22 protein-coding genes are annotated in these 23,765 nt (G+C 62.7%); 7 read left to right on the top strand and 15 right to left on the bottom strand.

Annotation, left to right across the window (positions count from 1 at the left end):
- Nucleotides 1-27: 27 nt before the first annotated feature.
- The 6 genes from AC56PL_RS20965 to AC56PL_RS20940 all read right to left on the bottom strand — a co-directional run bounded on the left by AC56PL_RS20965 (nucleotide 28) and on the right by AC56PL_RS20940 (nucleotide 7,062).
- A complete protein-coding gene (locus tag AC56PL_RS20965) occupies nucleotides 28-915 on the bottom strand; it encodes an SDR family NAD(P)-dependent oxidoreductase (protein WP_497155053.1) in 888 nt (295 codons plus the stop codon).
- Complete coding sequence (locus AC56PL_RS20960) at nucleotides 912-1,838, bottom strand: alpha/beta hydrolase (protein ID WP_497155304.1); 927 nt, start codon at nucleotides 1,836-1,838, stop codon at nucleotides 912-914. The genes AC56PL_RS20965 and AC56PL_RS20960 overlap by 4 nt, the downstream gene beginning before the upstream one ends.
- A 44-nt stretch (nucleotides 1,839-1,882) precedes the next feature.
- Nucleotides 1,883-3,508 (bottom strand): flavin-containing monooxygenase, encoded by a 1,626-nt coding sequence (locus AC56PL_RS20955; protein WP_497155052.1) that lies wholly within the window; start codon nucleotides 3,506-3,508, stop codon nucleotides 1,883-1,885.
- A gap of 75 nt (nucleotides 3,509-3,583) precedes the next feature.
- Nucleotides 3,584-4,570, bottom strand: a complete 987-nt coding sequence (locus AC56PL_RS20950; protein WP_495518161.1) for a VOC family protein — start codon at nucleotides 4,568-4,570, stop codon at nucleotides 3,584-3,586.
- A 53-nt stretch (nucleotides 4,571-4,623) separates the two neighbouring features.
- Entirely contained in the window at nucleotides 4,624-5,808 is a 1,185-nt protein-coding gene (locus tag AC56PL_RS20945) for an acyl-CoA dehydrogenase family protein (protein ID WP_482137788.1), read from the bottom strand.
- A gap of 54 nt (nucleotides 5,809-5,862) precedes the next feature.
- A complete protein-coding gene (locus AC56PL_RS20940) occupies nucleotides 5,863-7,062 on the bottom strand; it encodes a Rieske 2Fe-2S domain-containing protein (RefSeq protein ID WP_495518424.1) in 1,200 nt (399 codons plus the stop codon).
- Nucleotides 7,063-7,709: 647 nt separating this feature from the next.
- On the opposite strand from AC56PL_RS20940, the gene AC56PL_RS20935 reads away from it, so the two are divergent.
- Nucleotides 7,710-8,501: an IclR family transcriptional regulator domain-containing protein gene (locus AC56PL_RS20935; RefSeq protein WP_495518425.1), complete on the top strand. Its 792-nt coding sequence runs from the start codon at nucleotides 7,710-7,712 to the stop codon at nucleotides 8,499-8,501.
- A 75-nt stretch (nucleotides 8,502-8,576) separates the two neighbouring features.
- Here AC56PL_RS20935 and AC56PL_RS20930 read toward each other — a convergent pair whose 3' ends face one another.
- From AC56PL_RS20930 to AC56PL_RS20920, 3 genes are all read right to left on the bottom strand, one after another.
- Complete coding sequence (locus AC56PL_RS20930) at nucleotides 8,577-10,139, bottom strand: FAD-dependent oxidoreductase (RefSeq protein ID WP_497155051.1); 1,563 nt, start codon at nucleotides 10,137-10,139, stop codon at nucleotides 8,577-8,579.
- A gap of 85 nt (nucleotides 10,140-10,224) precedes the next feature.
- Nucleotides 10,225-10,647, bottom strand: a complete 423-nt coding sequence (locus tag AC56PL_RS20925) for a VOC family protein (RefSeq protein ID WP_497155050.1) — start codon at nucleotides 10,645-10,647, stop codon at nucleotides 10,225-10,227.
- On the bottom strand, nucleotides 10,644-11,402 hold the full coding sequence (locus AC56PL_RS20920) for an SDR family oxidoreductase (protein WP_495518164.1): 759 nt from the start codon (nucleotides 11,400-11,402) through the stop codon (nucleotides 10,644-10,646). The genes AC56PL_RS20925 and AC56PL_RS20920 overlap by 4 nt, the downstream gene beginning before the upstream one ends.
- Before the next feature lie 129 nt (nucleotides 11,403-11,531).
- On the opposite strand from AC56PL_RS20920, the gene AC56PL_RS20915 reads away from it, so the two are divergent.
- From AC56PL_RS20915 to AC56PL_RS20890, 6 genes are all read left to right on the top strand, one after another.
- On the top strand, nucleotides 11,532-12,329 hold the full coding sequence (locus AC56PL_RS20915; protein ID WP_497155049.1) for an enoyl-CoA hydratase-related protein: 798 nt from the start codon (nucleotides 11,532-11,534) through the stop codon (nucleotides 12,327-12,329).
- Nucleotides 12,326-13,489 (top strand): acyl-CoA dehydrogenase family protein, encoded by a 1,164-nt coding sequence (locus AC56PL_RS20910; protein ID WP_497155048.1) that lies wholly within the window; start codon nucleotides 12,326-12,328, stop codon nucleotides 13,487-13,489. The genes AC56PL_RS20915 and AC56PL_RS20910 overlap by 4 nt, the downstream gene beginning before the upstream one ends.
- On the top strand, nucleotides 13,486-14,562 hold the full coding sequence (locus tag AC56PL_RS20905) for an acyl-CoA dehydrogenase family protein (protein ID WP_497155047.1): 1,077 nt from the start codon (nucleotides 13,486-13,488) through the stop codon (nucleotides 14,560-14,562). The genes AC56PL_RS20910 and AC56PL_RS20905 overlap by 4 nt, the downstream gene beginning before the upstream one ends.
- A 14-nt stretch (nucleotides 14,563-14,576) precedes the next feature.
- Nucleotides 14,577-15,839, top strand: coding sequence for a CaiB/BaiF CoA transferase family protein (locus AC56PL_RS20900; protein ID WP_497155303.1), 1,263 nt, complete (start codon nucleotides 14,577-14,579; stop codon nucleotides 15,837-15,839).
- 62 nt (nucleotides 15,840-15,901) lie between these two features.
- Nucleotides 15,902-16,591: a GntR family transcriptional regulator gene (locus tag AC56PL_RS20895; protein WP_497155046.1), complete on the top strand. Its 690-nt coding sequence runs from the start codon at nucleotides 15,902-15,904 to the stop codon at nucleotides 16,589-16,591.
- Nucleotides 16,592-16,602: 11 nt separating this feature from the next.
- Complete coding sequence (locus AC56PL_RS20890; RefSeq protein ID WP_497155045.1) at nucleotides 16,603-17,604, top strand: alpha/beta hydrolase; 1,002 nt, start codon at nucleotides 16,603-16,605, stop codon at nucleotides 17,602-17,604.
- Here AC56PL_RS20890 and AC56PL_RS20885 read toward each other — a convergent pair.
- The 6 genes from AC56PL_RS20885 to AC56PL_RS20860 form a co-directional block, all read right to left on the bottom strand.
- Nucleotides 17,601-18,830, bottom strand: a complete 1,230-nt coding sequence (locus AC56PL_RS20885; RefSeq protein WP_497155044.1) for an NAD(P)/FAD-dependent oxidoreductase — start codon at nucleotides 18,828-18,830, stop codon at nucleotides 17,601-17,603. The two genes, AC56PL_RS20890 and AC56PL_RS20885, sit on opposite strands and share 4 nt — an antisense overlap.
- A 55-nt stretch (nucleotides 18,831-18,885) precedes the next feature.
- Nucleotides 18,886-19,206 (bottom strand): 2Fe-2S iron-sulfur cluster-binding protein, encoded by a 321-nt coding sequence (locus AC56PL_RS20880; RefSeq protein ID WP_497155043.1) that lies wholly within the window; start codon nucleotides 19,204-19,206, stop codon nucleotides 18,886-18,888.
- 8 nt (nucleotides 19,207-19,214) lie between these two features.
- The gene (locus tag AC56PL_RS20875) at nucleotides 19,215-20,447 is read right to left on the bottom strand and encodes a cytochrome P450 (protein ID WP_497155042.1); all 1,233 of its coding nucleotides are present in this window, start codon (nucleotides 20,445-20,447) and stop codon (nucleotides 19,215-19,217) included.
- Between the two features lie 29 nt (nucleotides 20,448-20,476).
- Nucleotides 20,477-21,382: an SDR family NAD(P)-dependent oxidoreductase gene (locus AC56PL_RS20870; protein ID WP_495518173.1), complete on the bottom strand. Its 906-nt coding sequence runs from the start codon at nucleotides 21,380-21,382 to the stop codon at nucleotides 20,477-20,479.
- 37 nt (nucleotides 21,383-21,419) lie between these two features.
- Nucleotides 21,420-22,370 carry an SMP-30/gluconolactonase/LRE family protein gene (locus AC56PL_RS20865; RefSeq protein WP_495518174.1) on the bottom strand — a complete coding sequence of 317 codons (951 nt, stop codon included), beginning with the start codon at nucleotides 22,368-22,370 and terminating at the stop codon, nucleotides 21,420-21,422.
- A gap of 268 nt (nucleotides 22,371-22,638) precedes the next feature.
- On the bottom strand, nucleotides 22,639-23,559 hold the full coding sequence (locus AC56PL_RS20860; RefSeq protein ID WP_495518175.1) for an alpha/beta hydrolase fold domain-containing protein: 921 nt from the start codon (nucleotides 23,557-23,559) through the stop codon (nucleotides 22,639-22,641).
- Between the last annotated feature and the right edge of the window lie 206 nt (nucleotides 23,560-23,765).

Genomic DNA, 23,765 nt, shown 5'->3' with positions numbered 1-23,765 from the left:
GAGGTGCGCTGTGGTGCACATCAGCGGCTACAGTCCGGTTGGTTTGATGTTCGGGTTGGCCCAGGCCGGCGGTTCTCTGCGCGGGAGTTCGGTCCGGCCGTCGAGCGACATCACCGGGGTGTCGAACGCCCATGGATAGTGGAGACTGAACGCGACCAGTCCGGTCCGTTCGGCAGCCGGAACGGTGCACATCTCCAGGACCGTCTGTGCCAAGTACTCGACCGGCTCGGTCTCATAGCCCTCCGGCAGCAAGGTCTGCGCGCCCGGGGTCATGATGGCGGTCGATGGACCTACCGCATTCACCGCGATTCCGTCGTCGACCAACTCTGCCGCCAGCCCCTGGGTGAGCCTGTGCTGCGCGGCCTTTGCCGCTGCGTAGATGACGTCGCCGGAGGTCTTGTTGTATTCGCGATACGGCCTGATAGGACTGAGACCGGTGGACGATCCGATGTTGACGATCCAGCCGCCACCCTGCCTCCGCATATGTGGGATGGCGATCTGGCTGAGACGAAAAGGCACCTTCAGGTAGTGCTCGATGGTCCGGTCGAAGGTGTCCATGGACATTTCGTCGATGGTCGAATAGTCGGCGAAGCCGGCATTGTTGACCAGGATGTCGATGGCGCCGAAGCGGTCGACCACAGACTCGATGAGTTGATCCCGCTGAGCCCCGTCCTCGAGATCTGCGGGCATCGCGACGGCCGTACCCCCGCGATCTTCGATCGCCGTGACGGTCTCATCCAGGGAACCACCAAGGATGTGCCGCTCGCCGTTGCGAATAGACGCCGACGGTGCCGACGATCGAGCCGTCACAACCACCGTCGCACCCTCCGCCGCCAGGCGTAAGGCGATTCCGCGACCGATACCGCGACTGCTACCCGTCACCAAAGCTGTTCGACCCGCGAGCTTTTCTGTCATAGCTCCCTCCGACCAGCACGTCGTGGAGTCCCCAGCAGCGTCTTCATCATGTTCCACAGTTCGACGCGCGCCGTCGCGGTCAGAGACAGGCTCGGGAACGTTAGGAAGCCGTGGAACAGTCCCTCGAATCGATGCGCCACGACTGGGACCCCGTCACCGGAAAGACGTCGCGCATAGTTCTCTCCCGACGTGCAGGGCGGGTCCAGTTCAGCCGTAGCGACGATCGCCGGCGGCAATCCCGCCAGTGACGACGCCCGTGTCGGGACCACGTACGGACTGTGCGAGCCGTGCGGAGCATATTGCTGCCAGTACCACTGCATGGCGCTGGTGGTGTTGTAGTAGCCCTCCCCGTACTTCGCGTACGACTCGGTGGTGAAGTCGTCGTCGATGACCGGATAGATGAGCACCTGACCGGCGATCGGTGCGCCGCCGCGATCGCGGGTCGCCAGGCACACCGTCGCTGCCAGGTTGCCCCCGGCGCTGTCCCCTACAACGAATAGCCGGTTCGGATCGCCCCCGAGGCCCGCGACATTCGCCGCGGCCCACTGCACGGCGGCGTACACGTCTTCCATTGCCGCAGGCCCGGGATGCTCCGGTGCCAGCCGGTAGTCGACCGCCACCACGATCGCTCCGACGGCCTCGGCCATGGATCGACACAATTCGTCATGGCTGTCCAGGTCGCAGAAGACGAACCCACCCCCATGAGCGAACACGATGACCGGTTTCACGACCTCGTCGCCAGAATGTGGGATATAGACACGAAGCTCGAGCGCGCCTCCTGGCCCGGCGATCTCGAGTTCGCGTACCGATTTCATATCGGGTTGCCGGGTCAGCGGTGCCCGTCGCGACACGATGATCTTGCGTACCTCCACGGGAGAGTACGCAGTGACGTCAGGAAACCCGGACTCCAACGCCGCGAGCATCGCTTCGACTTCCGGATGGAGGTCCGGTCTGCGTTTCGCCGCGCTCAACGCGTCGCCTCGTCTGCGGCGCCGGTGAGCACGAATCCCTTGTAGCCGGCTCCAGCGACCTCGTCGCAAATAGAGCCGTAATTTCCGAAGCCGCCGATATATGGCATAAATACTCTCGGCTTGCCGGGGATATTCGCACCCATGTACCACGAATTCGCTTGCGGGAACAAGGTTCCCGCAGCCTTCGCGTTGCATTCAGCAACCCATCCGTCTACCGCCTGTTCGGACGCCTCGATGGTGGTGAGCTCGTGTTCTGCAAGATGCTTCAGGCATCCTGCCACCCAGTCGACGTGCTGCTCCGCACCCAGCACCATGTTGGCCAACACACTGGGGCTACCTGGGCCGGTGAGAATGAACATGTTCGGAAAGCCGGCGGCGGTCAGGCCCAGATACGTGCGCGGACCGGCCGACCAGTCCTCTTGGAGGGTCCTGCCGCCGCGACCACGAATATCGATGCGCGCCAACGCGCCGGTCATCGCATCGAAACCGGTCGCGAAGACGAGCATGTCGAGGTCGTACATCGAGCTGGAGGTCCGAACACCGGTCTCGATGATCTCCTCGATGGGCGTCCGACGCAGATTCACGAGTGTCACGTTGTCGCGGTTGAACGTCTCGAAATAACCGTCGTCGGTGACGATCCGCTTGGTACCGATCGGATGATCGTCGGGTATCAACTGATCCGCGATCTCCGGGTCAGCGACCATCTCACGGATTTTCGCCTCGACATACTCACGCGCGGTGTCGTTGGCTGCCAGGTTCGCCGTCTGGTCCGGGAACGCCTTGGCAAACAGGTATCCCCCGCGCTGCCACCACTCGTCGTAGATCCTCGTGCGTTCGGCCTCGTCGACCTCAAGCGCCCCTCGCGGATTGGCGTTGAACGGTGTTCCGCCACCGCTCGATCGGGACAATCGCCGACGCTCGGGGTAGGTGGCCTTGATCTCGTCGATCAACTCCTGCGTCAGCGGCCGATTACCGGCCGGGATCGAGTAGTTCGGACTTCTTTGGAAGACCACAACCTCATCGGCCTCTTGGGCTATCACCGGGATCGATTGGATGCCTGAAGAACCCGTGCCGATCACACCCACTCGTTTGCCGTGGAAATCGACTTCGTGATGCGGCCACTCGCCTGTGTGATAGCACTCGCCGCCGAACGAATCGCGGCCCGGTATGTCGGGCAGATTTGTCGCTGACAACACTCCGGTCGCAAAAATACAGAAGCGGGTGGTCACCGTTGTTCCAGTATCCGTGGTGACCATCCAGAAGCGCCTGTCCTCGTCGTAGACGGCCGACATGACGCGGGTCAGAAAATCGTATGCTCCGCGCAGAGAATGCCGGTCGGCAACATGTTCGAGGTAGGCCAGAATCTCCGGTTGCGTCGCGAACCGTTCGGTCCACGTCCACTCTTGTTGGAGTTCGGCGTCGAACGAGTAGGAGTAGTCGATGCTTTCGACATCACAGCGCGCACCAGGGTAACGATTGTGGTACCAGGTACCACCCACTCCCTCGGCCGATTCGAAGCCGTGCACCCGCATACCGAGCTCACGTAGCTTGTAGACCGCGTACAAACCGGACAATCCGGCCCCGACTACGACGACGTCGTAATCGCTGTCCTGGGTAGTCACACCGCTCACATCCTTGTTGAGATCTTCGATCGTTGTGCAAAAGGTAGACAAAGTAATTCACTCTGCAGAGGCAGCTCAGGAGCTGACGTCAACCCTCTGCGCCTCGGAGTCATCGACTGCGAGTTCAATGTCACCGTCTCCGGTACCGGCAGCCTTCTGCGCGGCGGCGATCTCTTTGGCCCACAACCACTCGTGACCCCAATAGCTGTCTTTGGTGATTTCCTCAGCGGTGTAGTACGACTCGTCGACCAACATGCCCTCGGTGCCGTATTCGATATCCCAACCGCCCGGCACCCGGACATAGAAGGAGATCATCTTGTCGTTGGTGTGCCGCCCGAGCGTCGAAGAGACCGGGAAATCATGCTTCACCACCTCGTCATAGGCGCGGCCGACCGCATCGAGCGAGTCGACCTCGACCATCACGTGAATCACTCCCGGGTCTCGACCTTCCATCGCCGGCATCAGTGCGAGACTGTGGTGGCGCTGATTGACTCCCATGAACCGGATGCGCATCGGAGGATTGACTCCCACCGGGGACATTCGAAACGCGCCGCGGGACAAGAACCCCAGTGTTTCTGTATAGAACCGGAACGATTCGTCGAAGTTCGCCGTCGGCATCACCACGTGGCCGAGACCCTGGGCACCGGTGATGAACGTCTGCGAATATTTCGTCACAACTGGGCTGTGGTCGAGCACTGCTCCGTAGAAGAACTCGAGGGGAGTTCCACCCGGATCTGTCAGGCACAGGCCACTCTCTACGCGGCGCGCATCAGCCAACTCTTGTGGCATCAAATGGTATTCGACACCGGCATCGTCCAAAGTGGCTGCCAATCGTCGCAACGCCTGCCCGTCACGCACCTCCCATCCCACTGCCGTGACCCGGTCGACATCGCCTGGTTCGACCGTGAGCCGGGAAGCCCGCTCGTCCATCCGGAAGTGCAGGGCGTCGGTTTCAACACCCGAACCCGGCGCAAAGCCGAGAACATCGAAAGCCAAAGTGCGCCAACGCTCGATGTCGGTCGCCTGGACCCGGACATAACCGAGTCCTCTGATCTCAGTCATCGGAGACTCCTTTCAAGAAAAAGTGTGTGGTGAGCGGCCGGCCGAATTGGGATTCAGATCATCACCCGAAGAGGACCCGCAGGCACTTCGACATCCAGCGAGGCCATCGCAGCGGCATGATAGGGCGTGCTGCTGACATGGATCGCGTGATGCAGGCCGGCATGCGCGTCCCGCCAAAACCGCTGCAGCGGATTGTCCATTCGAAGCGAGTTCCCGCCGGCATGGTCGAAGATCTCGTCCGCCGCACGGACAGCACGCCACGCCGCACGAACCTGATTACGCCTGATCTCGGCGCGCATCGGGAAGTCGATTTCCTTGCCCGCATCGACCAGGTCCCAGACCCGGTCGACGTTCGCCAGCACCTGTTGCCGTGCGGCATCGATCTCCGCAGCTGCCTCACCGAGCGAATGCAACACGTAGGGATCGTCTTTGATCACGTTGCCGGCCGCACCGACACGGTTGCGCTGGTACACGATTCCGGCAGCCAACACCCCTTCGCAGATACCGATGGTGGCTGACGTGATCCCCAGTGGAAACATCGTTGACCACGGCATCCGGTACAGGGTCTCGGTGGCTCCGTACTCCTTGGCCGCCGTTCCGTCGATCACCTTCCCTGCGTCCATCACCCGGTAGCTCGGAATGAATGCGTCTTTCACGATCACGTCCTTGCTGCCGGTCCCACGCAGTCCGACGACATCCCATGAGTCGGCCACGATCTCGTAATCGGTGCGAGGCAGGATGACGTGCAGACCCTGCGGGGGCATGATCGGAGCACCCTTCGCATCACCCACCATGGCGCCGAGAAAGATCCAGTCGCAGTGGTCGGTGCCCGAAGAGAACTGCCAGCGGCCGTTCAGCACATAACCTCCATCAGCAGGTACTGCGACGCCTCCGGGCATGTACGGCGATGCCTGCCAGGTGTCGCTGTTGTCGCCGAGCACCTCGTCTTGCACCTTCGGATCCGCAAACGCGAGCTGCCACGGATGAACCCCGACGATTCCACCGACCCAACCGGCCGAGCCGTACAGGCTCGCCGTCCGCATCACCGCCTCGGCGAACTCCCGCGGATGCGCCTCGAATCCGTCGTACTTCTTGCGTTGCAACATGCGGATGATCCCTGCATGGCGCAGGCTCTTCGCCATATCGTCGGGCAAGCGGCCAAGGGACTCCGCTTCGGCTCCGCCCGCGCGCAATTCGTCGGCGATCGCTTCGATGTTGTCAAGCACTTCGTGGGTCATGATGACTCCTGAATCAAGATGGATGGAACCGCCGACCGGGCGGCCGGTATGTTGTCAGGCGTTGGTATTGGCCGCAGGTTCGGACTGGCTGGACACACTCTCACCGAAGGCCGTGCGGCCGGCGGCGAGATTCTCTTCCACCTCGGCCTGCCAACTGTTCACGGCACGCTCGGTGTCGATCTCAAACTCGAAGCGATTCACCATCTCTGGTGTGACGTCCTCGACGTCGACGTAAAACTGTTCGTACCAACGGCGGAGCTGGTAGACGGGCCCGTCCTCCTCCGACAGCAGAGGGTTATCTATGCGGGACTTGGACTTCCAGATCTTGACATCCTGTTCGAATCCGATCGCGATCCCGTTGGCAACGGCGTTGGCAATGTCGTTGGCAGCCTCATCAGCCATCCCCTCCGCCTTCTTCACAATCACCCCGTACTGCAAGCGGAACGATGTGGGGGTGATCGGGTAGTGGCAATTGATCAGGTACATGCCGGGTTCGCCCGTGAGATCCCCACCAGCACCCCAGAGCTGATCGATCATGTAGGAGGGCCCGAAATATGTGGCATCCGAGCGGTTCTCGGAACCATAGTTGGTTGAATCACTCACTCCGACGGCATCGGCCCGAGGCATCGACCGCATGAATTGTGTCGCCGTGTGCCCTTCGAAGACGTTCTGGAAGTGGGTCGGAATGCCGTAGTGCACGTAGAAGAAATGTGCCATGTCGACCACATTGTCGACGATTTCCCGGCAATGCGAACCCTCGACATCAACCGAGTTCCACACCCAATCCGTCCAACCGGAGTCGCCATACACCGCGATCTCGGGGATGGCCAGTTCCTCCGGCGGTTTGCCGCCCTGCGGATCGTTCCACACGAACAACTGCCCGCTGGCCTGCATGGTCGGCCAGGTCTTTGTGCGGGCAAGCGGGGGTACGCGACGCGCATACGGGATTGCCGCGCACTTTCCGTTGCCCTGCCATCGCCAGTCATGGAATGGGCAGGCGATGGTGTTCCCCTTCACCATGCCCTCGGCCAGGTTGCCACCCATATGGGGGCAATACGCGTTGAGCACGTTGAGTTTTCCGTCCTCGCCGGCAAATACCACGAGATCCGTTCCGAAGGCAGCAACCTTATGCGGCTTCCCATCATTGAAATCTCGGACGAGGCCCAGGCAGTGCCATCCGCGGGCAAACCGCGCGGGTGGAGCACCTTTGTCGATGACGCGTATCTCCTCGGCAATGTCGGGGCTGGAACTCACAGGTACCTCCTGAGTCGGGCATTGATTACGTGCCGGCGGTGCTGGCGCAGATCGGGATGACTTTCTGCGTCTTGGTGTGATCAGCTTCCCAAGCAACTGAGAGCCTGTGATGCACGTCTCCCGAAGAATGGGATGCCATGTGCTGCGAGCCCGGCCCGACGTTTCGAGGATCGGGCGAATTCCTACGCTGCGTCACCGAACATGTTCAGTAGCAGAATTTTTCGGGATCTCCGTACTCAATCGTGATTCGTTCGGTCAACGGCTCTGCCTGGCACGCCAGGATGTGGCCGTCCGCGATGTCTTCGGCGGCAAGAACCTCGTTGCTGGTCTGGTGCACATCCCCCGAGCTCAGAGGACACAGGTGCCCGTACTGTGATGAACTGGCTTGCGCGATAGCCGAAGTCCGGCTTGTCGGGTTCCGTCGGCTCGAACACGATCGATCGCGCGGGTGTGCCACGATCGGCAATCCGCGAACAGTACGGCCACATGCGCAGGGCCTGAGCCGACCGTTCGATGGTCGTGAGGCGCCGCCCGGACGTCAGGCCTGACACGTCCCGTCCACCAATGCGGTTTCAGCTGCGCGGCGGACACGGTACCGTGATCCCCATCACAGATGATTCAGCAGGTCAGGAGATCGAGTGAGCAGAATACGCACCGGCAGTGGTCCAGTGTCGGTTGTCGGACGAATCTCTTTGGTGTTGGAAACGTTCAACGGAGCCGGTCCACTGACACTGGCTCAGGTGACCGCACGGACCGGGCTCCCCCGCTCGTCCGTGCACCGTTTGCTCGAACAACTGACCGCCGAGAGCTGGTTGGCGCGTACGCCGGAGCAGACATACGAGTTCGGCGCCAAGGCCTACGAAATGGGTCAGGCTGCGCTCAACCAGAACCGGCTTCTGCAGCGTGCCCGGCCCCTGATGCACACCTTTGCTCAGCGCACCGGGTTCACCATCCAGCTCGCGGGCCCGGTCGGCGGAGAGACCATCTATCTCGCCAAGGTCAACGGCCGCGCTTCGGGCGCAACACCTTCGGCGGTTGGGCAGCGCATACCGATACACCTCACAGCCGCGGGCAAAGTGATGCTCGCGCACGCCGAAGGAGCCCAGCGAACCGCATTGTGGAGCGATCTACGCCTCAACGAGGACGGTAGCCCGATCGGTCGGACCAGCCAGAGCATCACCTCGCGTCGGCAACTCGACGACGAACTCGGTCTGATCCGTGATCGCGGTGCCGCCTTCGATCGCGGTGAAGCATTCCCGGGCATCGGGTGCGTGGGCGTGTCCATCGGACCGCCAGACCACATCTACGGCAACCTCGGTGGGCTCTCGGTCTGCGGCCCGGCGATGTCGTTGGATTACCGCAAACTGGTTGGGCCACTTCGTGTCGCCGCACGCGAGATCTGGGAAAGTTGTGTGGCGGCGGACCTCGCCACGCACTGAGTCGAGACTTCTGTCCCGTCTGCGCGGTTCCCGGACGCGGCTGGCACAACGGCACCACCGCGGTCCGGGCCTGCACTACTCCGACGTCGCGGTAGCAGCGTTGACTGCGCCGGCCATCACCGCAACGGCGCGGTATGCCATGACCATGCCCGTGCCGAGCGGTACCCCCGGGGCAGGATATGCCGCACCCGAGATGGACGCCGACGAGTTCCCCGCGGCGAACAGCCCTGCAACGGTCGAACCGTCCTCCCGCATCACTGCACCGTCAATGTTGATGACTGCGCCGCCTTTGGTGCCGAGATCGCCGAGCACCAGGCGCACCGCGTGGAAGCGCGAGCCGTCCAACTGCTGCAGACAGGGACCAGCCGAGTTGGCGCCCACAAAGAACTGACCGAACGGGTCCTCGCCGCGACGGAAGTCCTCGTCACGCCCGGCGCGAGCCTGACTGTTGAAGCGATCGACCGCCGTGACCAGCGTGACCGGGTCCAGACCCAGCTTCTCGGCGAGAGCACCGACGGTTGGGGCCGTGTGCCAGAGTCCGGCCTCCTCGAACGCCGCCGGCTCGGGCATCGGCATGCAGATGGCGGGCAGGTCATCACCGAACCGGTTGTCAAAGATGAACCAGAATGCATCACCCTGACCGTGCTCCATCCGGCTGCGCATCGCCCGACCCATCTGGTCATACGGGAGCATCTCGTTTGCGAACCGCTCACCCGTCGAGTCGACGACGATTCCCGCCCGCAGACCCAGCGTGAATGCGGCATGCCCGTTCGGGAACAGTGTCGCCGGGCACCACCACGATTGGTCGAGGAACGCCGTGGCCGCACCGACTTCCTGGATCATCTCGAGGGCGTCACCGCCACCGGTTGCCGGGTGCGAGGACGTCCAATCGGCGGTTGGCATCTGCTGGTGTGTTGCGCGCAACGTCGCGGAGCGTTCAAAGCCACCCGCTGCGAGGAGGACACCCGCCCGCGCACGGAATTGCTTCGGGCCGTCACTTGTCTGTACATGTACTCCGATCACGCGCTTCGACTCATCCTGCAGGAGGTGCTGCGCGGCGGTCTCGAGTCGCAGATCGGCGTTATCCGAGTTGTCCAAGGCCTGCACCATACGAGCGATCCAGGCCTGGCCCCCGTCCAGCACCGAGCGGTCGACCTCGGCACCGAACTGATCCTGCGCCACCGTCGGACGAATGTCTGCCAATCGGTCGCCCAACTCCAGTGCCGAAATCGACTTCGCAAAGATGCTGCGCCCGTTCGCACTGCGCCCGGGAGCATCGAAGTAATCGGGAAAAGGCCGGTGTTCCATGGGGATTCCGACCGAGCTCTCGAGGAACTCGACAACCTGAGGACCGGTCTCGACGAATGCCCGTTGCACCTCTGGTGCAGTGTGGCCACCGACCACCGCGCTGAAGTAGGTCAGGCCTTTCTCGATCGAATCATCGACACCATCGCGGGCCAGGACATGATTCCCGGGCAGCCAAACGCTTCCCCCGGAATATGCCGAGGTCCCACCGAACAGGTGGGTCTTCTCGATCACGCAGGTCGACAGTCCACGAGCAACCGCCGCCAGAGCGCCTGCCAGGGCAGCTCCGCCCGAACCCACCACCACCACGTCGTACGACTTGTCCCAGTCCATCGTCAAATACTCCCTGTCGCTGCGCTTCGTTGAGATTTGCGTGACCTTAAGCGCGGCAGCACGATTGCGACGTGGAGGTTCCCACTCAGTGGTCCTGGTCGGCTCGTGGTTTCTGAGTGAACTCGACCAGGTATCCGTCCGGGTCACGGACCATCGCGATCACCATTCCCCCGTATTCTTCCAACACGGTGACAGGCACTTCCACGGTGCCGCCGTGCGCCACCGCGCACGCAACCTGCGCCGCCGTGTCTGCGGTGTTGACGACCACCTTGACGAACATGTTGCCGTGATCGGCCTCGGCGATCGGTTGTCCGTCTCGGGCCGCCATCAGTTCCATCCCGGCTGCTCCAGCCCGGACGACCACGACCTCATACTCCGGGGTGCCGAACTCTGCTCCGCGTACGAAGCCGCAACCAGCGGTGTAGAAATCGAGCGAACTCGACAGGTCAGAAACCCGGATAGCGGTGAGTGACAATATATTCGGAACAGGATCAACGCTCGTGATCATCGGGTCTGTGACCCTCCGTTGAAGTCCAGCGTCTGGCCGGTCAGGCCGCCCGCCTCATTGGACGACAGATACGCGCAGAAGGCCCCTACTTCGATCGGGTCTCCCAGACGTCCGATCGGGATGGTGGCAAGGATGTTCTCGATCGCCTCCGCGGACATCTTCTCCTCCAGGTTCTTCTGATGGCCGAGTGCCACGATGTTCGCGGTGACACCGAACTGCCCGATCTCAGCGGCGAGGTGCCGGATGAACCCCTCGATCCCACTCTTACCGGTGGCATACATCGATACATTGATGTTCTGCCCGGTGCGGGCGGAGCCCGAAGAGATCTGCACGATACGACCCCATCCCCCATCGCACATTCCATCGATGACGCTCTTGATGCAGTTCATCGCACCGTAGATGTTGAGATCGATCGAAGGTGCCCACTGCTGCGGCGAGAGCTCGCGAAAAGGACTGTGGTTACGCCCTTCTGCGACGCCGGCGTTGTTCACCAGGATGCTGACGTGGCCACCCAGCTCTTTCTCGGCGCCGCGGACCGACTCGGTGACCGCGTCCAGGTCGGTCACGTCGAACGGGGCGGCGATCGCAGCGTTACCCTCTGCAATGATCTCCGCCACCACCTTCTCCGCCCGATCCGCATACAAGTCATTGACGATGACCGTGGCTCCTTGGCGCGCAAGTACTTTCGCGATCCCCTCGCCAACACTTTGCCCCGCACCGGACACCAACGCGATTTGACCTTCCAAGCTGAACACATGCACTCCTTGTCGCGGCCGCGAGCGGCTCGTCGTCTCGAACGAATGTGCTCCAGTTCACTGGAGCGGCGCATAATTGTCAATCAATATTGGATTCTATTTAGTATCCAATCTGTTAGCGTGGCCGACATGACAACCGAGAAACCCGCGGTGGTCGCGGCTCCGATTCTCACCGCGGTCTCCGCCGGTGTCGCTCACCTCACCCTGAACAATCCACGGCGCAAAAATGCGATCACGCTCGAGATGGCCGCGCTGATAGGCGAATTCTGCGATCAGGTGGAACGCGACACGGACATAGGTGCGGTGGTGGTGAGCGCTGCGGGAGAATACTTCTGCAGTGGCGCCGACACCCGTGATCTCGCGGCCTCCTCATCGGATCCGGCATCACCGGACGCGGTCGCGCGCACGTCTGCCGTCTACGGCGCATTCGTGCGGGTCGGCAACCTGCCGGTACCGACAATTGCCCGGGTGACAGGAGGCGCCGTCGGAGCCGGCTTGAACCTGGCCATGGCCGCCGACCTGATGGTGATCACTCCTGATGCCGTTCTCGAAAGTGGTTTCCTGGCGCGCAGCATCCACCCTGGAGGCGGTCACCTCGCGTTGCTCGGGCGTGCGGTCGGTTGGTCGGAGACCGTCGCGATGGCCGCCTGCGGACACTCCCTCACCGGCGAACAGGCCGTGCAACGCGGGTTGGCGCACGCGGCTGTTCCAGACGACGAGATCGACTCCTACATCGGTGAACTGACCGGCCCGGCGGCCGCGGATCCTGAATTGACCCGACGCGTGATGACCAGTGCCCGACTGGAACTCGGCCCACCCGGAGTCAGCTGGTCATCGGCACTCGAGATCGAGCGCGGCGTCCAGATGTGGTCGATGTCCCGCAAGGGTCAGAGCAATTGGTCTTCACGCGGACCCCGGCATTCATGACCACGACACGAGCAACGTCGACGGCCACCATCACCGATGCGGAGCTCGAAGGTCTACGGCGCGACGTCCGGGCATTCCTCAGAGCAGAACTCGACTCTGGAGCGTTCACTCCCACCACGGACAGTTGGATGACCGGATTCGACGCTGCCTTCAGTAGGCGCTTAGGGCAACACGGCTGGCTCGGCATGACCATCCCGGCCGTCCACGGAGGCCACGGTCGCAGTGCACTCGAACGATTCGTAGTGACCGAAGAGTTGCTGGCCCACGGGGCCCCCGTTGCCGCGCACTGGATCGCCGATCGCCAGATGGCTCCGGGGATTCTGGCAAACGGCTCCGCGACGCAGAAAGAGCGTTACCTACCCGGTATCGCGCAGGGGCGGCTCTTCTTTGCCATCGGCATGAGCGAACCCGACGCGGGATCGGATCTGGCAGCCGTCCGGACACGGGCGACGGGTCATGCGGACGGTTCATGGTCGATCAGCGGGACCAAGGTCTGGACCACAGGTGCCCACCTCGCCCACGCAATGGTGCTGCTGGCGCGTAGCGATGGAGAAGCAGGAGACCGCCACGAAGGGCTATCTCAGTTCGTCGTCGACCTACCAAACCCGGACATCGAGATCCGTCCACTCCAAAGTATCGATGGCGCTACACATTTCAACGAGGTCATCTTTCACGATGCCCAAGTTGGATCCGATGCGCTACTCGGCCGGCGCGGCGGCGGGTGGCAGCAGGTGATGAGCGAACTCGCTTTTGAGCGTTCGGGTCCCGAACGCTACCTGTCCACGATGCCGCTCCTGCGGTCGTGGTCAGAACTCCTGCGTCGAGACGGCGCGACAGACGAACAACGGGTGACGCTGGGCACTCTGACCGCGCGTGCATGGGCGCTGCGCCGCATGTCCCTGGCGGTGGCCGCCGAGTTGGCTGCCGGCGGCAAGCCCGACACGCTGGCCGCGATGGTCAAGGATCTCGGTTCCACCTTCGAAGGCGACCTCGTCGAGGCCATCCGGTCATCGGGTGCACCAACCGCCATGCGTGTGGGCGGCACTCCATTCGCCCATCTTCTGGCGACCAGCGTCCTGCACACACCAGCTTTCACGCTACGTGGAGGCACCAACGAGATCCTGCGGGGTATCGTCGCCCGAGGACTGGGGGTCCGATGACTGAGTTGACTGCCGAATTGGTCTCTGCGGCAAACGCAATGGTGGATCGTCTCGGTATTGACACCCGTTCACCCGGACAGGTGGACATCGCGCTCTGGGCAGCACTGACCGATGCGGGTTTCACCGTTATCGGCATACCCGAAGAGTCCGGCGGGAGCGGCGGTGATCTGGCCGACGCCCTGGCAGTGCTCTCGGCGATAACCGAAAAGGGCGCGCTGACACCATACCTGGAGCACACCATCCTTGCGTCCTGGTTGGCAGCTACAGCCGGTCACCTACTCACGGGGGGTACCGCGACTGTGGCGGTGGCAGCCGATCGTTGCCTCGCCCGCGAGTCCGGCACCGGAGTTGTACTCGACGGTGTCGTCACCGACGTCGTCCACGTCGGGGCGGCCGACACCCTCGTTCTGCTCCTCACCGGCAAGGGAGCCGGCGACCACCCCTCCGTAGCCGTCATTGATCTGTCGAATGACCGCCTCACCGTGGCGCCAGGGACGGACCTGCTCGGAGCTTCGGTGGGTACGGTCACCTTCGCCGCGACCCCCACACTGTTTCACGCGCCGTCACCGATCGATCGTACGGAGTTCGATCAACGAGCTGCGCTCGCCTATGCTGTCGCGCTGGGTGCGGTGACGCGTGCAATCCGCGACGAAACATGCCGCTACGCAACCGAACGCACACAGTTCGGACGGCCACTGGCCAAGTTCCAAGCCATCCAACAGCGACTGGCAGGCTTGGCCGCTCTCACCGCCTTCGTCGACACCGCAACCGCGTCAGCGGTCGAGACAAAGGGATCCGGCAACGCCTCGATGGCGATCGCCGTCGCCAAGCTCGTCACATCATCGTCAGCCCGCGAGATTGCCGCGGCCGGCCACCAGATCCATGGCGCGATCGGATTCACCTCCGAGCATCGCCTTGGTAGGTTCACGACGTCCCTGTGGACGTGGCGTGATCGACATGGTTCTGAACGCCGATGGGCGGAACACATTGCAGCACAAGTTCTCGACAATCAAGTCGACCTGTGGGATGCGGTGGTTGGCCTGGAATCGACCACAGAGGAGAAGCCGCAGTGAAGGCCACCACGAAGATGTCAGGCAACACCGAGACTGCTGTCGAATGCCCCGCGGTCTGCGGCAGATCCGCCTGGCGGACCGCAGATTCGCATGAGGACAACGGTGTCCTCAGTGGCGTCCGCGTATTGGACCTGAGCCGGGTCCTGGCCGGCCCCTACACCGCGCAAACACTTGCCGACCACGGCGCCGAGGTGATCAAAGTCGAAGCGCCGACCGGTGACGAGACACGCGGATGGGGGCCACCTTTCGTGGACTCGAACACCAGCAGCGCCTACTACGCAAGCCTCAACCACAGCAAGGAGAACATCTGCGTCGACCTGAGCACCGACGAGGGTCGCGAACTGCTCGGCCATCTGCTCGCCGGCGCCGATGTCATCGTGGAAAACTTCAAGGCCGGCACCATGGCCCGGTGGGGATTCGACTACGAAACTGTGCTCGCCCAGGCGAACCCGGCGCTGATCTACTGTCGGATCACCGGTTTCGGTGTCGACGGACCGATGGGTGGGCTACCCGGATATGACGCCGTACTCCAGTCGTTCGGTGGCCTGATGAGTGTCAACGGTTACGCCGACGGTGGTCCGCTCCGAGTCGGAGTACCGATCGTAGATATCGTCGCCGCAAACCTGGCGGTGAGCGGAATTCTGCTCGCAATGCTCGAACGTCAGCGCAGCGGGCTCGGTCAACTCGTCGATATGACATTGCTCGACTCGGTCATCTCACTTTTGCATCCACATGCAGCGAACTGGGCCGAGAGCGGAAACATCCCGCGGCGCACCGGGGACTTCCATCCCACTGTGGTGCCCTACCAGGTCTTTCGCGCAAAGGACGGGGACCTATTCGTGAGCGCGGCCAACAACCGCCAGTTCCAAGCCTTGACCGAGGTGCTCGGAATCCCCGAACTGGCAACCGATCCCCGATTCCAGAACAACGGCCAACGGCACGCCAACCGGGATGCCCTCGTGGAGCTGTTGGCTGCGCGAATCGCCCGCCACGACCGTAGCGAGCTGGCGTCCCGATTGGAGGTTGCGGGGGTCGCGGCCAGCCCCGTCAACACCGTCGACGAGGCACTACGGTCACCTCAGGTGACGCATCGAGGCCTGTTCGTCGACACCGAGGAATTCCGGGGCGTGGGCGTTCCGATCTCGCTGAGCAGGTCACCACATCGTTCTCCTCGGCCGGCGAGACCTCTCGGCGCAGACACCGATGACATCCTCACCGCGATGGGTTACACCCCGGACCATCTCGCCGAGCTCCGATCGGCGGGTATCTTCGGATGATCGCGCACAACCCTCACCGACCGGAGACGTTCTGTTGTATCGATTGACACCGCCAACCCGTCATGTCTGAGCGAAAAGAAGTCACTCGGGCCGCACAGCGTGTGGTCGACGCCCTCGAGAAGTTGATCGTCACCGGCGAATTGCTGCCCGGCCAACCGATCCGTCAGGAGGAGATGGCCGAGCGCCTCGGTGTCAGCCGCCTCCCGATTCGCGAAGCACTGCGTCAACTCAGCGCAGAAGGCCTTGTGCAGCATGTCCATAACGTCGGATATACCGTCGCGAGGCTGCAGCAGACCGATTTTGATCAGATCTACCTCATGCGAGCGGCCCTCGAACGCGAGGTCATCGCGACCATCGGACAACTCGACGACGCCACGCTCACCCATATCCGTACGCAAGGCGACAAGGTCACCGAGGCCGCCGATCGAGGCGACATCTTGGATATGCGCCTACAGAATCAGGCATTTCATTTCACAATTTTCGAGCAGTCACCGCTCAATCTCGTCATCGCCGAGTTGCGCAGACTGTGGACGATGGCCATGCCGTATCACGCTGCCTACCTTTACGATCCCGAGGTTCGCCGCCGCGTGGTGGCCGAGCACGACGAGATGATCGAGGCGCTGGCAAAGCACGACAACGAGCGACTCATCGAGCTGATGAACGAACATCGCCGAGGCGGCGAGGCCAGCACCGGGAACATGCTCCGGGCGACCGGGTCCACACCCACCGGCTCAGCCCGGCCCGAACTCTGAACAGGACCCCCATGAGCGCGCACACCACCGATTTGCCGAACACCGACGACCCGGATCAAGGCGTTTGGGATCCCGACGTCGCGGCGATCGTCCGCCGCATGCGTGAGGCAGGGTCGCGGCCGATGCACGTCGTGGGCGTCGTCGCCGCCCGGCAAACACTGGAATCCATCGTCAGACCGCCAGGACCGCCGATGCGAACTGTCGACAACGCCACCATCGATGGGCCCCACGGCCTACTGCCGGTCCGGGTCTATCACCCCTGGTCGGCCCCGCAGACGCACGCTCCGGCACTGGTCTGGTACCACGGCGGAGGCATGATCATGGGATCGCTCGACTCATTCGACCGGCTCGCCCGCGAGGTCGCCGACGCGACCGCGGCAGTGCTGGTGAATGTGGACTACCGGCTCGCGCCCGAGCATACGTATCCGGTGGCCAACGACGAAGCCTTTGCCGCCTTGGCCTGGTTGCACGACACATCGAAACAATGGGGTGTCGACGCGCGCCGCATCGGTGTCGGCGGCGACAGCGCCGGCGGCGGACTCGCCGCCGCGACCGCGCTACGCAGCCGGGACGCGGGAGGACCAGACGTCTTTCAGCAGGTCCTGTTCTACCCCGGTGTCGAACGGCGCACCGATCGCCCCTCCATGCACCAATTCGGTGACAGTCCCTTTCTCAGCGCCAAGGACATCGATTGGATGAAGAACCTGTACCTCGGCGACAATCCGGCCGAGGACGACTGTTACGGAGTTCCGGCAACGGCGACATCCCTGACGGGACTACCCCAGGCAGTCATCGCTGTGGGCCACGGCGATCCACTGCGCGATGGGGTCGAGGACTACGGTCACCGCCTACGCGAAGCGAGCGTGCCGACCGCACTACTGCGCTACCCGGGCGTTGGTCACGGCTTCGCGATGCAGACCGCGAGCGTCGCGCGTGCCCGACACGCTGTGAGCGAGGTCGGCGCGATCGTCGCCGCCCGTTTTCGGCAGCTCAGTGCACCGGACGTTGCTTAGCTGTTCGCGGCGGTCAAGAGCGTCTTCAGCGGTATCGTGCTGTCCGCCAGCACTTCCCGCGTCGGGTGGTGTCCCCGGCTCAACGCCGAGCGCAGGGCAACAAAATCGGCGGGCGCGTTCACACACTCGGCTCCGGTCAACGAATCGCCGGTGAAATACAAGGTGACCAATCGTCGCGGCTTCGCCGGGTCTGTACGGGTGACCACCGAGGTGTGCCCCATCGCAGTGCCCACCATCTGGATCTTCCAGTCCCCCTGATCAGACCAGAACCACGGTGCCGGTCGGGGGTGCCCGGCGGCGGCGAGCACCGTCATCGCCGCTGCGTTGGCCTGCTCGATCGCATTGTCCACCGACTCCAGCCGGGTCCGGGTTCCGTCGGAGGAAATCTGCATCGTGCAGTCCCCGATCGCCAGGGTAGAACCGTCGGAGGTCAGACATCGCTCGTCGACGACGATGCCGTTGTCGCAGACCAGGCCGAGTTGAGTGGCGAGTTCAGTGCGCGGTACGGCACCGATTCCGACGAGTACCGTGGACGCCGGAAGTTCAGTGCCGTCGGACAAGCGCACCGCATGGATGCCGTCTGGCCCGGTCAAGATCTCGGTGGGTTGGGCGCCGAGTAACACGTGAACGCCCATGTCGCGGTGCGCTTGCCGCATGAATTCGGCGGTCCCGGCGCCAACCGCACGTCCCATCAAGCGAGGGCCCACCTCCACGACGGTCACATCGGCCCCGAGAGCTTGCATCGTCGCGGCGACCTCGAGTCCGACGAAGCCACCACCGATAACCACCAGCGGTCCAGCCGGAATACGCTCGGCCAGGTGGCGGGCGTCATCGAGGTCTCGAAGAACGACAACATCCGGATGATCGGCGCCGGTCAGCGCCAGCCGACGGGCACCGGCACCCGTGGCGAGTACGAGACGGCCGAACTTGCGTTCGGTCGCTCTTCCGTCCGCGTACCGCATAGCGAGCATCACCCCACCGCTGCGGGTGCGAGCTATGCGATGCACCCGGCAGGAGGTGATGAGCTCAATATTGTTGTCCGCGTAGTAATCCGCACTACGCAGGACAATGCTCTCCTCGGTGGCCTCGCCTTTCAACCAGGACTTCGACAGCGGTGGGCGCTGGTAAGGCAGGTGAGACTCCTGCGACACCAGCGTGATCGCTCCGTCGTGGCCGCCTGCTCGAAGACGGTCGGCGAAATGCACTGCTGCGTGTGACGCACCCACCACCACAACATCATTCGCAGAAAAACCCTCACCAGGATGTGTGTCGGGCACGCTCTCAGACCTGCTCGTCGGGAATCGTCACGTGGATATCGGTGCCCTCAAGAAGCTTGAGCTGGCACGACAGCCGTGATGTGTCCTCGCGATCGGCCGCGGTGCACTCGAGCATGTCTTCCTCGTCTTCGCCGGGTCCCCCGAAATATTGTTGATCGTCGGCTGCGAGATACACGTGACAGGTGGCGCAGGACAGTGTGCCACCGCATTGGCCGACAATGCCACGCACACCATTTCGGACTGCGGTCGACATCACCGAGTCACCCACCACGCCGTCGATGACCCGCTCGGAGCCATCCGGCTCGACGTAAAACACTTTGGGCATCAGCTCTCCTACCAGGTCACCGGCATGTCGGTGATCGGAAGCGTCAGGTTGTCCTGATCGATGACCGCATCACCGGAGAGCTCGAGACCCGGCAGACGTTTGAACAGTTCTGCCAGCCCTACCTGCATCTCCATACGTGCCAGTGGCGCGCCCAGGCAATGATGCAGCCCGTAGCTCAGGGTCAGGTGCGGGTTGTGGCTGCGCTGGATGTCGAACTTCTCGTCATGCTCGAACGAGATGCCGTCGTGGTTGACCGCAGCCGGGTCGACCAGAACCGCTTCACCTTTCGCGATCACCATGCCGTCGATCTCGACGTCCTCGGTGGCGACGAACGGCACGAGACCACCTCCACCGGTGACCGTCTCCCCCAGCGCCATGCGTCCGTGACGAAGGACTTCCTCGACCGCTGTCGGCGCGACACCGTCCGGATCTTCCAGGAAAATCGCCAACTGGTCGGGATTGCGCAGCAAGGAAAGCGCTCCGGCGCAGATGAAGTTGGCCGTGTTGTCGAATCCCGCGATGATGAGGATCAGCGCGATCGGCAAGATCTCGCCGTCGGTGAGGCTGTCGTCCTTGTCCCGAGCGTTGGCGAGGTCGCTCAAGAGATCCTCACGGGGCTCGCGCCGGCGCTCGTCGATCAATGCCATCATGTACACGACCAACTCGGTCATGTTCGCGGTGACCTCTTCTTCGGGCATGTTCGCCGTGGCGAGGGTCGACGAACTCCACTTCTGAAATTTTGCCCGATCCTCCGGCGGCACCCCGAGCAGATTGCAAATCATCTGGATGGGAAGCGCCACTGCATAATCCGCGACGAGATTAGCTGCCGCACCCTTGGCGACCATCTCGTCGATCAGTTGATTTGCGAACTCGACGGCCGAGTCGCGCATCGCCTTCACACGCTTGGGTGAGATCGCCCGCTGGACGAGCTTGCGCAATTTGGTGTGATGCGGCGGATCCTCGAATTGGATGGTGCTCTTCAGAAAGTCGGGAAACTCCACGAAGTAAGGGATCTGACGTTCGCCGGTCCGGAACGGTTCGCGCACAAAGCGGGGGTCACTGAGCATCTTTCGGGCGGCATTGTTGCGGTGAAGCACCCAGACGTCACCTCCGATGGGCATGGTCATCTTGGTCATCGGCCGATCGGCTGCGATCGCACGATACCGATCGACCGCGTCATCCGGGGTGACCGGTCCGAATGGATATTCAGTCTGTGGGGCGGTGGCTTCCGTTGTGCTCATGGGTGACTCCGATCAGGCTGGAAAATGAATCAGGACACCGGCAACTGCGCCGGAATGACGATTTGGGGCACGGCGTCGGGAGTGATGGCCATGATCTGGTCGATCCTCTCGGCAACCGTCTCGACCGTCAGTCCCGGTTCGTGAATGCCCACGGTGTTCAGCAGCGCAAGACGATTGACGGTTCCTCCGGCCACGTTGAAGACCTCCCCGGTCACCTCACACGAGGCGTGGGCGAGATAAGCCGCCACCGGTGCAACGTGTTCCGGCAGCAGAGCCGTCCGCATGTACTCCATGATCTCCGGTGACAACGTGTCAGCGGAGGCCTCGGCCATACGGGTGCCTGCGCCGGGTGCAATCGCATTCACCCGGATGCCCGCTTCGTATCCCTCGATCGCCAGGTTGCGGGTCAATCCGAACACGGCGCCCTTGGATCCGCCGTAGTGGGCCATTCCCGGGTTGCCCAACATCGCCTGCGAGATCGTGTTGACCACCCGCCCTGACCCCGACGCCTCCAGATACGGCCAGGCTGCGCGGCACACGCGCAACGTCCCGAAGTAGTGGACGTCGAGGTGGCGCTGGTACTCCGTGTCGGGGACGTCCCGAAAGGCTGCGGTGCGTACGATTCCGGCGTTGTTGATGACCGCGTCGAGATGCCCGAACGACGAGATCGCGGTTTGCACGAGTTCGGATGCGCCCTCATCGGTAGAGACGTCGCCCGTGCACCCCACTGCTCTGCCACCGGCCGCGATGATCTCTGCGACCACCTCAGCTGCCGGATCGTCACCATCGGTACCCGAGCCGTCAGTGCAGGCACCGAGGTCTCCGACGACCACCGATGCACCGCGTGATGCCAGCAGTAGTGCGTGCGCCCGGCCGATGCCTCGGCCCGCTCCGGTGACGATCACAACTCTCTGCGCAAAGTCCAATGTTTCCATGCTGATTTCCTTGACTTTCTGCCGTTGGAGATTGAATTCAGGGACGGGTATCGCCGCCGCGATTCCTGACGTCGGCCACCCAGATGGTTCCTTGCGCTTCACGTGCAGACTTCTCGAAGTCGTAGACCTCGACCCCCACGGTCATGTACAGCGTGCTGCGGTCGGGTCCACCCAAGAGGCATGCCGACGCAACACCCTCCGCGAGGGGCAACTCGATTGCATCGGTGATGCCATCCTCGGTGAAACGAACGACGTGACCACTACCCGGCATGGCCGCCCACACCCCACCCTCGTCGTCGAGTCCGATTCCGTCCGGGAGGAACGGGCAGGAGGCGAAATCTCTTGCATTTCCAAGAGTTCCATCAGGTGATCGGTCTATCACGGTGATCTTGTTGGCCATCACCTCCGCGGTGTACAACTTCGTGCCGTCTGCGCTCAGGGCAATCCCGTTGGCACACATGAGCGGCCCCACACCAGCCGGCGTTGTCGCCGAACCATCCGGCTCCACGACTATCAGCGGTGAGGCCACCGGCTCATCGCCCTTGAAGAGGTCGAATCCGAGTTGGGTGATGTAGGCGCGGCCGTCGGCGTCCACCACCATGTCGTTGGTGGCCGCGAGTGACAACTCCGAGACATCTGCATAGACAGACAGATCATCAGGTGCGCCACCTCCATGGACCAGAACGAGCTTCTCGTGCATCGAGTTCACGATGAGCCTGCCATCGGGGAGCCATCCGAAGCCACCGAGAACGATTGGTACAGCGGTGTTTGCGGCGCGACCGTTGGCGTCGATGACCACCGTCGCCCGCCCATCGGCATCGAGCTTCTTGATTGTGCCGGTGTACATATCCGTGAACCAGAAGGTGTTGCTATGCCACCGTGGGCATTCGGGCCAGGAGTACCCGCTCGAGATCTTCCGAGGCTCAAACAGGCGTGCCTTGGCATCTGCGATGGCGGCAGCAACGGTTTCGCCGACAGCATTGGTCATGGTGAAAGACCTTTCGAGGAAAACGGGCCCCGAAGGACCCGGACGGGGCATCAACGTTGATCACCTACACACCAACAGTTTTCGCCGTTGATCGACACTCGCCGTGAGACGGTTTCAACTTGGGCGCCCGCTTCGTCGTGAAGTGGGTCACACTTGCTTCATGGATGACCATAAGCTCAGCTGTGAGGTGCGAAACCAAGTCATCCCATTCAATGGAAGCCAACCACCTGCTCGACACTGTCTCGAACCGTTGCGCCGGTGTGGGTGGTCAGACTCGGTCGTGGAGGTTCCGCTGCAGGAAGTCCACCGTCCGATCAAACAACCTCGCGGCAGGTTCCAAGGTCGTCAGCATGGTCGCGAAACCATGCATCATTCCGTCGTACCGCACCAGTTGAACCTGCACGCCGGCGGCCTCGAGGCGTCGAGCATGGTATTCCGTTGCGTCTCTGGTCGCGTCGATCTCTGCGGTCGCCACAAGTGTCGGCGGAAGACCGGACAAATCCGTAGCGCAGGCGGGGCTGACGTACGGGTTCCTGCGATCCGCTGCCAAGGGCACGTATTGATCCCAGAACCATTCACAGTCCTCTGGACTGAGCAGGCTCGTCGAAAGGTCCGGATTGGATATCCTGGTCTCGGCAGTTCCGTAGAAACAGATCTGCGCATGCGGCAGAGATCTGTTCTCATCCTTTAGCTGCTGCCCCAGCGCCAGCGTGAGTGTGCCCCCGGCACTTTCGCCGGCGATCGCGATCGACTTGACGCGATCACAGAGTTCGACGGGACTGGTCATGACCCATTCCCAGACTGCGCGGACATCCTCGATCGCAGCCGGATACGGGTGTTCCGGTGCCAACCGGTAATCGACCGAAACGACCACCACATTTGCCGCATTGCACAGCCGACGCAGATACTCGTCGTTCTGGTCGAGGCCTCCGATCACGAATCCCCCGCTGTGCATCCACTGCACAACAGGCAGTTCGGCCTCAGACGACGGTCGATATACCCGGACGGGCACACCGCCGCTCGCGCTGGGGACACGGAGGTCAAAGCGCTCATGGATCGTTGTCGAGGGCACAACGGCGCCGACATCTAGCGCTGTGCGCAAGGCTGCCACCGACATGGCGCTCATTCCACCGGGAAACCGCGTCGCGGCCGCATCTACGATCTGCTGGGCTTCAGGCGACAATGGCATGGCTCGCTCCGATTCTGTCGACGAGGACGCTTTCCGTGTTTCACCGGATACCTGTGAAGCATGACAACCCGCACCGGAGTAGCGGTCCTAACGTTCCCGTCCAGCGGGAGATGGATCCCCCGGCGAACCGGCGAACCCGTACAACTGGGCAGTAACGCGACCCGCCCAGGGTCGTGCACCTCTAACCTCGGCCCGCTTCGTGCGGT

The sequence above is a fragment of the Williamsia sp. Y721 genome, from assembly GCF_059683565.1.
Note: the sequence above shows the minus strand (reverse complement) of the source record. Positions and strands in the feature narration are given on the sequence as shown.